8 protein-coding genes are annotated in these 13,428 nt (G+C 75.4%); 2 read left to right on the forward strand and 6 right to left on the reverse strand.

Going from position 1 to position 13,428, the window contains the following annotated elements; genetic code table 11:
• Nucleotides 1-6 precede the first annotated feature (6 nt).
• The 3 genes from KDY119_RS02540 to KDY119_RS02550 are packed head-to-tail and all read right to left on the reverse strand — an operon-like array spanning nucleotide 7 to nucleotide 3,176.
• Nucleotides 7-714, reverse strand: coding sequence for a VOC family protein (locus tag KDY119_RS02540; protein WP_036953752.1), 708 nt, complete (start codon nucleotides 712-714; stop codon nucleotides 7-9).
• 42 nt (nucleotides 715-756) lie between these two features.
• The gene (locus KDY119_RS02545) at nucleotides 757-2,124 is read right to left on the reverse strand and encodes a M18 family aminopeptidase (RefSeq protein WP_153021889.1); all 1,368 of its coding nucleotides are present in this window, start codon (nucleotides 2,122-2,124) and stop codon (nucleotides 757-759) included.
• A 26-nt stretch (nucleotides 2,125-2,150) separates the two neighbouring features.
• The gene (locus KDY119_RS02550; RefSeq protein ID WP_036953749.1) at nucleotides 2,151-3,176 is read right to left on the reverse strand and encodes a hypothetical protein; all 1,026 of its coding nucleotides are present in this window, start codon (nucleotides 3,174-3,176) and stop codon (nucleotides 2,151-2,153) included.
• A gap of 223 nt (nucleotides 3,177-3,399) precedes the next feature.
• Here KDY119_RS02550 and KDY119_RS02555 point away from each other — a divergent pair, with 223 nt between their 5' ends.
• On the forward strand, nucleotides 3,400-4,533 hold the full coding sequence (locus KDY119_RS02555) for an alpha/beta hydrolase (RefSeq protein WP_153021890.1): 1,134 nt from the start codon (nucleotides 3,400-3,402) through the stop codon (nucleotides 4,531-4,533).
• Here KDY119_RS02555 and lysX read toward each other — a convergent pair.
• The 3 genes from lysX to KDY119_RS02570 form a co-directional block, all read right to left on the reverse strand.
• Nucleotides 4,499-7,798 carry a bifunctional lysylphosphatidylglycerol synthetase/lysine--tRNA ligase LysX gene (lysX, locus tag KDY119_RS02560; RefSeq protein WP_153021891.1) on the reverse strand — a complete coding sequence of 1,100 codons (3,300 nt, stop codon included), beginning with the start codon at nucleotides 7,796-7,798 and terminating at the stop codon, nucleotides 4,499-4,501. The genes KDY119_RS02555 and lysX overlap by 35 nt on opposite strands.
• Nucleotides 7,799-7,886: 88 nt before the next feature.
• The gene (locus KDY119_RS02565) at nucleotides 7,887-9,329 is read right to left on the reverse strand and encodes a hypothetical protein (RefSeq protein WP_153021892.1); all 1,443 of its coding nucleotides are present in this window, start codon (nucleotides 9,327-9,329) and stop codon (nucleotides 7,887-7,889) included.
• 36 nt (nucleotides 9,330-9,365) lie between these two features.
• Entirely contained in the window at nucleotides 9,366-10,871 is a 1,506-nt protein-coding gene (locus KDY119_RS02570; RefSeq protein ID WP_153021893.1) for a hypothetical protein, read from the reverse strand.
• A 148-nt stretch (nucleotides 10,872-11,019) separates the two neighbouring features.
• On the opposite strand from KDY119_RS02570, the gene KDY119_RS02575 reads away from it, so the two are divergent.
• Entirely contained in the window at nucleotides 11,020-13,383 is a 2,364-nt protein-coding gene (locus KDY119_RS02575; RefSeq protein WP_036953738.1) for a sodium-translocating pyrophosphatase, read from the forward strand.
• Nucleotides 13,384-13,428 lie beyond the last annotated feature (45 nt).

Raw genomic sequence — 13,428 nt, forward strand, 5'->3', positions numbered from 1 at the left:
AGACGGTCAGCCCGCGCGGACCTGGAAGACCCGGCCGTCGGGGTCGGCCAGCACGACGACGCCGTCCGCCGCGCCGGGTGCCGCGGCGAGACGCGTCGCCCCGAGCGCGAGCAGGCGGTCGACTGCAGCGTCGAGGTCGGTCGTCACCAGCTCGAGGCGCTGCCGCTGCGGCGGCGCGTCCGGGTCGACGGGCTCGCCGCCCCACGAGACCTTGGTGCCGCCGTCGGGCGACTGGACGGCCGTCTCCTCGTCCCGGTCCCAGACGAGCGGCCAGCCGAGGGCCTCGCTCCAGAACAGTCCGACGGCGCGCGTCCCGCGGCAGGTCACCTCGCCGAGGAACCCCGTGCCTTCGAGGAAGGCGTTCCCGGGCTCGATGACGCAGAGCTCGTTGCCACCGGGGTCGGCCAGGACGACGTGCGATTCCTCCGGGAGCTGCCCGACGTCGACGTGCGTGCCGCCGAGCTCGAGCGCCCGGGCGACGGTCGCCTCCTGGTCGCCGGGGCTCGTGCTCGTCAGGTGCAGGTGGACGGGGTTCTGCGCGACCTTCGGCTCGGTGCTGGGCACGAAGCGGAGCCCGAGCTGCGTGCCCTCGCCCGGCACGAGCGTCCCGCCGGGCTCGACGACGGCCGCTCGCCCGAGCAGTCCGGCCCAGAACGCGGCGGGCACGGCCGGGTCCGGTGCGTCGAGCTGGAGGGCGACGAGGCGCAGGTCCATCTCCCGCACGCTACGCGCGGCCCGCGCGCTCGCCCAGAGGTTTCAGGACGGCGTGACGTCGAGCGCCGCGCGCATGGCGCGGCTCAGGTACCAGGGGTCGGCGGCGGCGCACAGCTCGCGTGCCGAGTGCATCGACAGGATTGCTGCACCGACGTCGACGGTGCGGATGCCGAGCCGGGTCGCGGTGATCGGCCCGATCGTCGAGCCGCACGGCACCGCGTTGTTCGACACGAACGCCTGGCTCGGTACCCCCGCCGTCCGGCACGCGTCCTCCCACAGCGCGGACCCGACGGCGTCGGACGCGTAGCGCTGGTTGGCGTTGAGCTTGAGGATCGGCCCGCCGCCGGCCACGGGGTGGTTGGCGGGGTCGTGCCGCTCCGGGTAGTTGGGGTGGACGGCGTGCCCGACGTCGCTCGACACGCACCAGGACGCGGCCATCGCCCGGTGGCGGTCCTCGGTCGTGGCGCCGAGGCCTGCGTAGACCCGGTCGAGGACGTCCGCGAGGAACGGACCCGCAGCGCCCGACCGCGACGCGGACCCGAGCTCCTCGTGGTCGAACGCCGCGACCATCCGGATCCGTGGCGCGTCACTGTCGGCGCCGTTGGCGTCTCCGTCGGCGGAGGTGAGCAGCGCGGTGAGCGCCGCGTGCGTGGAGAGCAGGTTGTCGAGGCGCCCGGACGCGAACAGGCCCCCCCGCGCCCCGAACCGGCGCGGCGGCTGGGTGTCCGCGACGACGACGTCGAACCCGTCGACCGCGTCCGGCGTCACGTCCGCGGCCTCGGCGAGCGCCAGCACGACGTCGGCCTCGGGGTCGGCCCCGGGGACGCCGGGCGTCGCGAGCCCCCAGACGGGCTGGGTGTGGCGCTGCTTGTCGAGCGCGAGTCCGTCGTTGACGGCGCGGTCGAGGTGGATGGCGAGCTGCGGGACCCGCAGCAGCGGACCGGTACGCACGAGGTGCTCGGTGACCGTGCCGTCGGCGCCGCGCACCGCGACCCGGCCGGCGAGCTCGAGCTCACGGTCGAGCCAGGAGTTCAGCAGCGGGCCGCCGTACACCTCGACGCCGGCCTGCAGCCAGCCGTGCGCGGTCGTCGTGGGGCGGGGCTTGAGCTTGAAGCCGGGGGAGTCGGTGTGGGTGCCGATCACCGTGACGGGCGTGGTCGGCGCGGCTCCTGCGGGCACGGTCCAGGCGATCGCGGCGCCGTCGCGCACGACGACGTAGCGCCCGCCCGCCGCCGGGTCCGGCCAGGCGTCGCTCTCCGCCAGCCGCACGAACCCGGCGGCCTCGGCGCGCCGGGCGACCTCCTCGGCGGCGTGGTACGACGACGGGGACGCGCTCACGAACGCGGCGAGGTCGTCGAGGTGGGCGGTGGCGTCGGGGCTCAGGACGGTGGGGGCGGGGCTGTCGGGCACCCCCTGATCCTCCCACTCCGACGTGGTCAGCCGGCCTGCGTGCGCGCGTCGGCAGGTGTCACCGTGAGCGTCACGGGGGCGCTGAGGGCCGTGTACACCGTCCCGTACGGCCAGTCGGCGCGGTCCTGGTACGACTCGACGGCGACCACCCGGTAGGTCCCGGGCCCGAGGTGCCCGCCGGCGTCGCAGGCCGGGAAGCGCAGGGCCGCGTCGACGAGCAGCCGGCCGGTGCCGCTCCCCGTCCGGGCCAGGGACAGGTCGCCCTGGCCGACGGCGGCGACCCGGCCGTCGTGGGAGCCGACGACCACGATCTGCGGCATCCCGACCAGGGCCACGTGCGACCGGACGACGTCGCCCTCGGCGAAGCTCACCGTGCCGGTCCAGAGCCCGCCCGGGGCGATCCGGGCCGTCGCGGTGCGCAGCGCCACGGTGATCGCGCCGGTCGACCTGGCGCGCACGTCGAGGTGTTCCCCGCACACGACTGTCGTGCGGCGCGGATACGCCGGCATCGCGGCGGGGGCAGCGGAGTCCTCCGCCACGGTCGCGGTCGGCACGGGGGAGCCGTGTCCCGGCCCGTACCCGGCACCCCAGACGAGCCCCGCGACGAGCGCCACGCCCGCGCCGGCGGCCGCGACGCCCACGATCCTCCGCCGCCCCGTCCGCCGACGTCGCTCGGCCGCGACCCGCGGCTCGACCGAGGCGACGACGTCGGACGGTGCCGGACGTGCCGCGTCCGGCTCGTCCGGGACGGCGTCGGCGCCTCCGGGCCGAGCCGTCAGCTCGTCCGCGACGGCCGACTCGAGGTCGTCGAGGGCGGCGTCGTCGTCGATCACGACCACCGCCTGCGCGCCGCGGACCGCACCGTCGCCCGGACGCACCGGCCGGTACGCGACGAAGACCCTCACGAGCGCTTCGACGAGCGCGGTCTCGGCCCCGTCCGGGTGGTCCGCGGCGTCCGACGCCCGCTCGGCGAGCGCCCACAGCCGCACGCCCCGCCGGTCGAGCAGGGTGCGCAGGTCTTGCCGCCACGCCTCGTCCTGCCATCGAGCCATCGCGCCTCCACGACCGTCCGCACCCCGGGGCGCTGGACGGCGCCTCCCGTGGTCCGACGACGTGGGCCGCCCGGCGGTTCCCCGGGCGGTCCGTCTGGGTCCGAGCCTACTGAGCCGGGCCGCGCGGGGCGCAGCGACGGAGGGTGATCGCCAGCTCCGACTCCCAAGCCCTCATGCGTCCCCTTCGGTGATCCGTCCGCGACGGTCGTCGCGGCGTACGTGCATGGTGACGGACGACGGGCCGAGATCGTTGGGGCGTGTCACGATCGTCCTCGTGCCGGGGGTGAGGACGTGGTGGCTGGCGGTAGCGCTGGGTGGTGCCGCTGCCGCGCTCGGCGTCGGAGGCTGGCGTGCGCGGCGCAGCGCGGTCGGCGGTGTCCTCGCGGCGTCCGCGGTCCTCGCGTGCGGGGCGGGCGTGGCCCTCGGCTGGGGGGCGGCGACGGGTTACGTGCCGGACGCCCACGCCGTCGCGCTCCTGCTGCGGTCGCGTCTCCCGATGCCGGCGGCGCTGCCGGAGGGAAGCCAGGCGGAGCCGCCGCACCCGACCTCCGCGACGCGCGGCGCGACCTGGCGGGTGCGCATCCCTGCCACGGCGAGCGGCGTGGGCGACCGGTACGCGTGGGTCCACGTGCCCCCGGGGTACGACCAGGAGCCAGGCCGACGCTACCCGGTGGTGTACCTGTGGCACGGGTCGCCCGGGACGGGTGCCGACTGGTTCGCGGCGGGTGAGGTCGACCGCACGGTCGACGCGCTCGTGGCGGGCGACCGGCTCGCCGCGACGATCGTGGTCGCGCCCGACCTGGGGCTGGGCCTCGACCAGGAGCCGCTCGACCGCCCGGGCGGCGCGCAGCTCGCGACGTTCGCGACCCGGGACGTGGTGGGCTGGGCGGACGACCACCTGCGGACGGTGCCGGACGCCGGCCACCGTGTGCTCGGCGGGATGTCCGCCGGGGCGTACGGGGCGCTGGTGGTGGGGGTGCAGCGCCCGGACCTGTTCGGGGCGGTGGTCGGCGTCCTGCCCTACGAGCGACCGAGCGAGGACGACCTGAGGCAGGGTGCCGCCGGCGGGGCGCCGTCGACACCGGCCGCGGCGATCGACGCCGCGCACGACGCAGGTCTGGACCCGGTCCCCGTGTACCTCGTCGCGGCGTCCAAGGACGACCCGGACGCCGCCCGCGCCCTCGGCAGGACGCTGCGTGCAGCCCACCACGACGTCCGCGCCCTGGTGCGGCCGGGGCACCACGACTGGAGGTTCGCGCGGGAGCAGGTCGGGCCGGGGCTGGTGTGGGCGGAGCAGGCGCTCGGCCTGGCGCCGTCGCCGGTCAGCGCGCCGCGGGACGCACGAAGGGGAACGTGAGGGTCTCCCGGATCGAACGGTCGAGCAGGAGCATGCACAGGCGGTCCACCCCGAGCCCGAGCCCGCCGGTGGGTGGCATCCCGAACTCGAGCGCCGTGAGGAAGTCCTCGTCGACCTGCATCGCCTCGACGTCGCCCCCGGCGGCGAGCAACGACTGCCGCTCGAGCCGGTCCCTCTGGTCGAGCGGGTCCGTGAGTTCGGTGTACGCGGTGCCGAGCTCCATCCCGGCCGCGACCAGGTCCCAGCGTTCCGCCAGGCGCGGGTCGGCCCGGTGGGCGCGGGTCAGGGGCGACGTCTCGACGGGGAAGTCCGTGTAGAAGGTCGGCTCGACGGTCGCCGGCTCGACGAGCTCCTCGTAGAGCTCGGTGACGAGCTGTCCCGGCGTCGTCCCGTCCGGTACCTGGACGTGGTGGCGCGCGCCCAGCTCGCGCAGGGTCGTCGCGTCGGTGTCCGGGGTGACGCGGACGCCGACGGCGCGCGAGACCGCTTCGTGCACCGTCACGACCGGCCAGTCGCCGTCGAGGCGGACGACGTCGTCGCCGCGGCGTGCGACGGGCTCGCCGTGCGCGGCGACGGCCGCCGCGAGGACGAGGTCGCGGGCGAGGGCGCGCATGGTCGTGTAGTCGCCGTGGGACTCGTACGCCTCGAGGGAGGTGAACTCCGGGTTGTGCGTGGCGTCCGCGCCCTCGTTGCGGAAGTTGCGGCCGATCTCGAACACGCGCCCGACGCCGCCCACGCAGAGCCGCTTGAGGTAGAGCTCGGGCGCGATCCGAAGGGCGAGGTCGGCGTCGTAGGCGTTGATGTGGGTGACGAACGGCCGTGCGTTCGCCCCGCCGTGCGTCCGTTGGAGCACCGGGGTCTCGACCTCGACGAACCGGCGTGCGTGCAGGGTGTCGCGGAGCGCCCGGACGATCGCCGACCGGGCCTCCAGGTCGGCGGCGGCGAGGTCGTCGAGCGCGAGGTGCTGGTGGCGCAGCCGGACCCGCGCCTCGTCGCCGAGCGCGCGGGCGGGAGGTCGGAGCGCCTTGGCGGCCATCGTCCAGGACGTCGCGTGCACCGTCGGCTCTCCGGTGCGGGACCGCACGAGGTGGCCGGTGACCGCGACGTGGTCGGCGAGGTCGACGGTCCGGCGCCAGAGCGCGGTCCCCGCGGGCCGGTCGGCGGTGAACATCACCTGGAGCTCGCTCGTCCGTTCGCGGAGCACCGCGAACAGGACCCCTCCGTGGTCGCGGACGCGGACCACGCGTCCGGTGACCGAGACCGGTGCACCGAGCGGGAGGGACCCGTCGTCGAGCACGTGGAGCACGTCGTCCAGGGCGTGGGTGCGGGTCACCGTCGCCGGGTAGGGGTCGACGCCCTCCCGCCGCAGCTCCCGGAGCGCCGTCCTGCGGGAGGCCTCCTGGTCGGTGAGCCGCCGTTCGGAGGGGCGCGGGGCCCCGAGCTCGTTCTCGAGGGCACGCACGGCCGCGGCGCGAGCGGGCTGCGGGGCCGGGCGAGGCTCCTCGCCTCCGCGCCACGCCGGTCGGCCCGCCAGGAAGGGCAGCGCCGGGGCGGCGGGGAGGAAGCCCTCGGCCTGGGCGGCCGCGTAGGAGATGAGAGTGATCTGCGCTGCGGTGTCGTAGCACCAGTAGCGCGTGCGCCACTCGGGCAGGTACTTCTCGTTGGCCCGGTACAGCGAGTCGAGCTGCCAGCGTCGTGACGCCAGGAGTAGCGCCGCACGCTGGAGCTTCTCCCGCGGCGTGGCCCCGAGCCGCGCACCCTGGGCGAGCGGCTCGCGGAACATCGCGAAGTTGAGCGAGACGCGGCCGCCTCGGCGCGCGGCCTGGTGCTCCACCAGTCGCACGACCATGAGCTCGGTGACCCCGCCGACGGCCTCGGGTGCGCGGCGCATGACGTCGAGCGAGAGTCCGCGCGCGCCCCACGGCACGAAGGTCAGCAGCCCGGCGGTCGCGCCGGTGCCGTCGTGCGCGGTGACGACGACGACCCTGCCGTCGCGCGCGTCGCCGAACCGGCCGAGGGACATCGAGAAGCCTCGCTCGACCTCGCCGTCGCGCCACGAGTCGGCGAGCCTGCCGAGCTCCGCGAGCTCGGCCTCGGGCACGTCCGCCTGGCGGCGGACGAGCACGTGGTACCCGGCCTGCTCCGCGTGCCGCACGGCTCGCCGCACGCCCGCCAGCGCCCGCCCGTCGGGGTGGAACGACGCCGGGTCGAGCACCGCCTCGTCCCCGAGACCGAGGACGTGCAGCCCGGCGTCCGCGTAGGCCCGGGCACCCTGCTCGCTCGCGGACAGCACGGCGGGCGCCCAGCCGCGGGACCGCGCGAGCTCGAGCCACTCCCGGACCGCGGCGGGCCACCGGTCGGGGTCGCCGAGGGGGTCGCCGGCCGCCAGACAGACCCCCGACACGACCCGGTAGGACACGGCCGCGCTCCGCCCGGGTGCCCAGACGACGGCGCGGTCGTCGCGGGTCGCGAAGTAGCCGAGGGAGTCGGCGGCGTCGAGGCGCGTCGTGAGCAGGAGGCGGCGGACGTCGAGCTCGTCCTCGGGGCCGAGCCCGCGGTCGTGCGGCGCCGAGCGCAGGAAGACGGCGATCGCGGCGAGCAGGGCGCCGGCGGCGAGGAGTCCGGCGAGCTGGCCGACCCAGGCGGGGCCCGGGTCGAGAGGCAGGTCGACGGGGTGCAGGGCCGTCGACGCGAGCAGCTGACGAAGGCCCGTGTCGCGGACACGGTCGACGCCGTGCGGGACGGCCTGGAGGATCCCCCGCGACAGGGCGGCAGCGGCCACGAGCCCGCCCACGAGGACCGCGCCCGCGCGCCACCAGGACCCGCGGGCGAGCGGGGCGGGGAACGCGGAGCGCGCACGGACGAGCAGCGTCGTGGCGAGGGCGCCGACGACCCCGGCGGCGAGCGCCGCGGGGACCTGGACGTGCGCCTGTGCGAGCAGGGCGCGTCCGTCCGGCGTGCTCCACAGCGCGACCGAGACACCCGCGACGACGACCGCGGGAAGCTGCCAGACGAGGACGACGAACCACAGCGCCGCGCGCTTCCGGCTGAGGAAGCCGCTCGTCACCAGCGCGATCAGGACGGCGTGGAAGGCGCTGGGCCGGACCGGGACGCCCGTGACGCGCAGGGCCGCGTCGACGTCGCGCACGAGGTGCGGCGCGGCCCACACGAGCGGGATCGAGACGACGCTCCAGGCCAGGAGGCACTGCAGGACGCGCCCCGCGTGCGCGGCGACGTCCTCGGGGTCGAGCGCACGGGGAAGCACGGCGGCATGCTACGCGGCGCGGATCCCGGGAGCCCGGGAACCCGGGAGCCCGGGAACCCGGGAACCCGGGAGCACGGTCGGGCTCCGTTCAGCGGAGCGCCGCCGTCCCGTCGCGACGGATCACGATGTCGTTGCCCCGCCAGTCGTCGACGACCCACCGGTCGGGGTCCGAGGCGTCCGTCGCGGGGACACGCGTGTACACGAGCGCCTGGTAGGTGCCCGGTGGCAGGTGCCCGGGCTTCGTACCGTCCGCGCTGCCGGTGCAGTAGTCGGTGGTGTCCCACGGGCGGGCGGCGACACGAACGAGCTTGCCCTTGCCCACGGTCACGGTGTGCGTCGCCCGCTCGTCCGGCCCGACCCCCACGATCCGCCCGTGCTGGACCCAGGCGACGACGGCGCGCCGCGGCAGCTCGAGCGTGCGCGCCCGACGCGACCCGTTCCTCAGCAGGACCGCGAAGCCGTCGTCGTAGACGGCACCGCCGGCCTGGTCGATCCGCTCGGGCGCCAACGCCCCGGCGCGCACCACGAACTCGTCGGCCTTCTCGCCGCACGCGAGCGGCGAGCCAGCGAGCCACGCCGGCTGGTCGCCCTCGGGGACGGTCGAGAGGACGGTGAGGCCGGCGGCCCCGGAGAGCACGTGGGCGGAGCCGTCGGTCGCGAACAGGTGCGCCTGGTACCTGCCGGGGGCGAGCGCACCACCGTCGCACGCCGCGAACCGGACCGCGACGTAGGCCGGCGAACCCGCCACCAGGTCCGAGAAGCTCGCTGGAGGGTCACCCGCGGTCGCCGAGCCGGGGACGTCGACGCCCAGCGCCACGACCTTGCCGTCACGGGTCAGCACGACCTCCGGGGTGAGGGAGTCGAGGGTGCCGCGCACCGCGGCGTTCACGTCACCGTCGGCCTCGAAAGCGGCGTCCCAGGTCTGGTCGGCGACGATCTCGCTCTCGTCCGCCCACGTGCGGTCGTACCGGACCCGGAGCGCCGACTTCCCCTTCGGCAGGTTCGAGCCGCACGCCCCGGCGTAGGGGGTCGCCGTCGGTGAGGGCGCAGGTGTGGGCGACCGGTCCCACGGCCGCGCGGCGAAGGCGGTGGTCGCCAGCGCGGCCACGACGACGACGGCGGCCGACCCGACGAGCGCGCGTCGCCGCCCGCGGCTCCGGGCTGCGCGGACGTGGGCGACGACCTCCGGGACGCGAGCCGTGAGCGCCTCGGAGGCGCCGTCGTCGGGCGGGGGAGCCGGCGTCGCCGTCGCGGGCGGGCGACCCGCGGGAGCGAGGCGGTCCTGCGCGCCCGTCACGCGCGCGGCGAGGGCGTCGAGCTCGTCGTCGTCGACGAGCCGCACGCTGCCGTGCTCCCCGGTCGTCCGGCGCCCGCCGCGTCGGAACGCGGCTTCGAGCGCACGGACGGTGAGCTCGACGGCACGGTCCGGTCCGTCGTCCTCCGCCGGTTCCAGCAACATCCGTGCGTGCTCCACCAGGGCCGCGCCCCGGTGCTCGACGACGGCCCGCAGGTCGTCCTCCCACTGTGCCAACGTGTCCCCCTGCTGGTGTCGTGACGACCCGATCATTCAGTCGTGCGTCGTCTCGGCCTTCGTGAAGCTCGCCGAGCCGTCCTGGTGCACGACGGCGAAAGAGTAGCCGGGAGTGCTGATGAACCAGTCGAACGGGTCGGGCTCGTCGCCGGTCTCGAAGCGCGCGTAGGCGAACACGCGATACGTCCCGGGCGCGAGCCGTCCGCGCCGCCCGTCCTGCGCGGGGTCGCAGTAGTCCGTCGTGCTCAGCGGACGCGTCGCGAGGCGCAGCGACCTCCCGGGCTCGATCGTGGTGCGCGGACCGCGCTCGTCGGCGCCGAGCCCCACGATCGTGCCGTCCTTCACCCAGGCGAGCGCGGCCCGGCGCGGCGCACCGACGACCTCTGCGGTCTCCGTCCGGTTCCGGAAGACGAACGTCGTCGGGTCGTCGCGCGGGCCCGGGTCCTTCTGCTCGAGCCCGGTGTACGGGTGCCCGGTGATCCGGGTGAAGAACTCGTCCACCGTCTCGCCGCACGCCAGCGCCGATCCCTCGAGCCAGCGCGGCTGGTAGCCGGCCGGGGCGTCGGGGAGCACGGTCACCGGGGCTGCGTCCGAGAGCACGTGGGCCGAGCCGTCGTCGGCCGCGCCGTAGAGGTAGGCCTCGTAGCCGCCGGCGGGCACGGTCCCGCCGCCGCACGGGACGAACCGCACCGCGACCTGGACCGGAGACGTCTTGACGGTGCCCCGGTAGCCGAGGTCGAGGGCTGTCGCCGTCAGACCGCCGATACCGGGCCAGCGTGACGACGCGCTCGACACGGTCCCGTCGAGCTCCTGCTGGTAGGTGGCCGTGGGGATGCCGAGACCGACGACCTTCCCCTTCGCGGCGAGCACGACCTGCGGACTGAGGGTGTCGAGAACCGCGAGCCCGTCGGCCGTGAGCCCGGAGGCGTCGCCGGTGTACTGCCCGGTCCAGGTGTCGTCGGCCAGGATCGCGCGGTCCCCGTCGTCCTGCGTCTCGCTGCGGACCGGATAGAGCGACCCGCTCGTGGGGAGGGTCGTCCCGCAGGCGTCCTTCGCTGCGGTGGGGACGGCGTCGGGCGTGTCGCGGCCCCACGGCCGGACGGCCACCGCCGCGACCACGAGCGCGGCGGCGACGACGCCGGCCACCGCGCCGACCACGACGTGTCGCCGCCTGAGACGGCGGGCCACCCGGACCCGGGCGACCACCTCGGGGAGGCGGGCGGACAGGGCGTCGGAGGGGCCGTCGTCGGGCGGGGGAGGCTCGGTCGTGCCCGCGGTGCGCCGGCCGGCGAGCCGGTCCTGCTCGCGCCGGACCGCCGCCTCGAGCAGGTCGAGGTCGTCGTCGGTGAGGAGCCTCACCGAGCCGTGCTCCCCGGAGGTGCGACCGGTGCGCCGGAACGTCGCGACGAGGGCGTCGACGGTGAGCTCGACCGGGGCCTCGGTGGTCTCGTCCGCGGGCTCCACGAGGGTGCGCGCGTGCGCCACGAGGGCAGCCCCTCGGTGCTCGACGACGGTCCGGAGGTCGTCCTCCCGGTGCGACATCCGACCCCTTCGTCCTCGGCGCGGCGACACGGAGTGAATATTGTGCCACGTGTTCCCTCTGTTACCGCTCCTGCTCGTCCGCGTACACTCGGCGCACGTGCGGGGGCAGCGAGGCCCGTCGCCACTCAGCTTTCGTCGAGGAGGACGGATGCTCGATCTGGGTTCTTCCAGCGTCACGATCGTCGTCGTGATCGGGGTGATCGCGCTGGCGTCGCTCGCCGTCGCGTACACGTTGCGCAGACAGGTCCTCGAGGCGCCCGAGGGCACCACGAAGATGCAGGAGATCGCGCAGGCCGTCCAGGAGGGTGCGTCCGCGTACCTGAGCCGGCAGTTCCGGACCCTCGCGATCTTCGCGGTCGTGGTCTTCGGGCTGCTGTTCCTGCTGCCGGGCGACGCGGGCATCCGGGTCGGTCGGTCGGTCGCGTTCCTGTTCGGCGCGTGCTTCTCCGCCGCGATCGGCTACCTCGGCATGTGGCTCGCGACCCGCGCCAACGTGTGCGTCGCGGCCGCCGCCACCAGGCCCGACGGACGCACCGAGGGTGCGCGCATCGCGTTCCGGACCGGGGGCGTCGTCGGGATGTCGGTGGTCGGCCTCGGGCTGCTCGGCGCGGCGGTCGTCGTGCTGATCTTCCAGGGCGACGCCCCGAGCGTCCTCGAGGGCTTCGGGTTCGGCGCCGCGCTGCTCGCGATGTTCATGCGCGTCGGCGGCGGCATCTTCACCAAGGCCGCCGACGTCGGCGCGGACCTCGTCGGGAAGGTCGAGCAGGGCATCCCCGAGGACGACCCCCGCAACGCCGCGACCATCGCCGACAACGTGGGCGACAACGTCGGCGACTGCGCCGGCATGGCCGCCGACCTCTTCGAGTCGTACGCCGTGACCCTCGTCGCGGCGCTCATCCTCGGCAAGGCCGTGATGGGGGAGAAGGGACTCGTCTTCCCGCTGATCGTCACGGCGATCGGGGCGTTCGTGGCGATCATCGGCGTGCTGATCACCCGGGTGCGTGGTTCCGAGAACGGCCTGCGCGCCATCTACCGGGGGTTCTACGTCTCGGCGCTGGTCGGCGCCGTCCTCGCCGCCGTCGCGGCGTTCGTGTACCTGCCCGACTCGTTCGCGAGCCTCGGCGGGACCGCGGACCTCACGGGCGTGACCGCCGACCCGCGCGTCGTCGCCAGCCTGGCCGTCGTCGTCGGGGTCGTGCTCGCCGGCGTCATCCTGTGGCTCACCGGCTACTTCACCGGCACGACGTCGAAGCCCACGCTCCACGTGGCCGCCACCTCCCGTACGGGCGCGGCGACCGTCGTGCTCTCGGGCATCGGGGTCGGGTTCGAGTCCGCCGTCTACACGGCGGGCGTCGTCGCGGGCGCGATCCTCGCGGCGTTCCTCCTGGCCGGCGGGTCCGTGTGGCTGTCGCTGTTCCTCGTGGCGCTCGCGGGCTGCGGCCTGCTCACCACGGTCGGCGTGATCGTCGCGATGGACACGTTCGGTCCCGTGAGCGACAACGCGCAGGGCATCTACGAGATGGCCGTCGGCACCGAGTCGGAGCACCCGGAGGCGGCGGACGACACCTCGACCGACGAGGCAGCCCAGACGCTGACCGACCTCGACGCCGTCGGCAACACCACCAAGGCCATCACCAAGGGCATCGCCATCGCGACCGCCGTCCTCGCCGCGACCGCGCTGTTCGGGTCCTACGCCGACGCGGTCCAGCGGGCGCTCGCGGACGACAAGGTCGACGTGGCCGGGCTCGGGAGCATCGTCGCGTCGATGCTCAGCTACGAGATCATCTCGCCCGTCACGCTCGTCGGGGTGATCCTCGGCGCGGCGACGGTCTTCCTGTTCTCGGGCCTCGCGATCGACGCCGTGACCCGGGCTGCGGGGGCGATCGTCTACGAGGTGCGCCGCCAGTTCCGCGACCACCCCGGCATCATGACGTTCGACGAGCGTCCCGAGTACGGCAAGGTCGTCGACATCTGCACCCGCGACTCCCTGCGCGAGCTCGCCACCCCGGGCCTGCTGGCCGCGTGCGCGCCGATCGCCGTCGGGTTCGGGCTCGGGGTCGGGCCGCTCGCCGGCTTCCTCGCCGGGGCCATCGCGGCGGGCGTGCTGATGGCCGTGTTCCTCGCCAACTCGGGCGGCGCCTGGGACAACGCGAAGAAGATCGTCGAGGACGGCAACCACGGCGGCAAGGGCTCCGAGGCCCACGCCGCGACCGTCATCGGCGACACCGTCGGCGACCCGTTCAAGGACACCGCAGGCCCCGCGATCAACCCGCTCATCAAGGTCATGAACCTGGTGTCGCTGCTGATCGCGCCCGCCGTGGTGCTGCTGAGCGCAGGTCACGACGCGAACCACGTGCTCCGCATCGGCATCGCGTGCGTCGCGGCGATCATCGCGTTCGGCGCGATCATCATGTCCCGGCTGCGAGCGTCCAGGGCCGACGAGGCCGAGCTCGCCGCCGCCGAGGCGGAGGACGCACGGGACGCCGAGCCCGAGGTCACGCGGGTCCCCTGACGGGCCGTCGGCGGGGTCGGCGCGCAGCCGCCTGGTCGGCGTCGT

This window comes from Luteimicrobium xylanilyticum (genome assembly GCF_009429125.1).
In the GTDB taxonomy this organism is placed as follows: domain Bacteria; phylum Actinomycetota; class Actinomycetes; order Actinomycetales; family Cellulomonadaceae; genus Luteimicrobium; species Luteimicrobium xylanilyticum.

Excerpts from the sequence above, each read along its gene's own strand:
- KDY119_RS02555 (WP_153021890.1), top strand. The coding sequence starts at position 3,400 with ATGGTGACGGACGACGGGCCGAGATCGTTGGGGCGTGTCACGATCGTC.
- KDY119_RS02570 (WP_153021893.1), bottom strand. The coding sequence starts at position 10,871 with ATGTCGCACCGGGAGGACGACCTCCGGACCGTCGTCGAGCACCGAGGG.
- KDY119_RS02575 (WP_036953738.1), top strand. The coding sequence starts at position 11,020 with ATGCTCGATCTGGGTTCTTCCAGCGTCACGATCGTCGTCGTGATCGGG.
- KDY119_RS02550 (WP_036953749.1), bottom strand. The coding sequence starts at position 3,176 with ATGGCTCGATGGCAGGACGAGGCGTGGCGGCAAGACCTGCGCACCCTG.
- KDY119_RS02540 (WP_036953752.1), bottom strand. The coding sequence starts at position 714 with ATGGACCTGCGCCTCGTCGCCCTCCAGCTCGACGCACCGGACCCGGCC.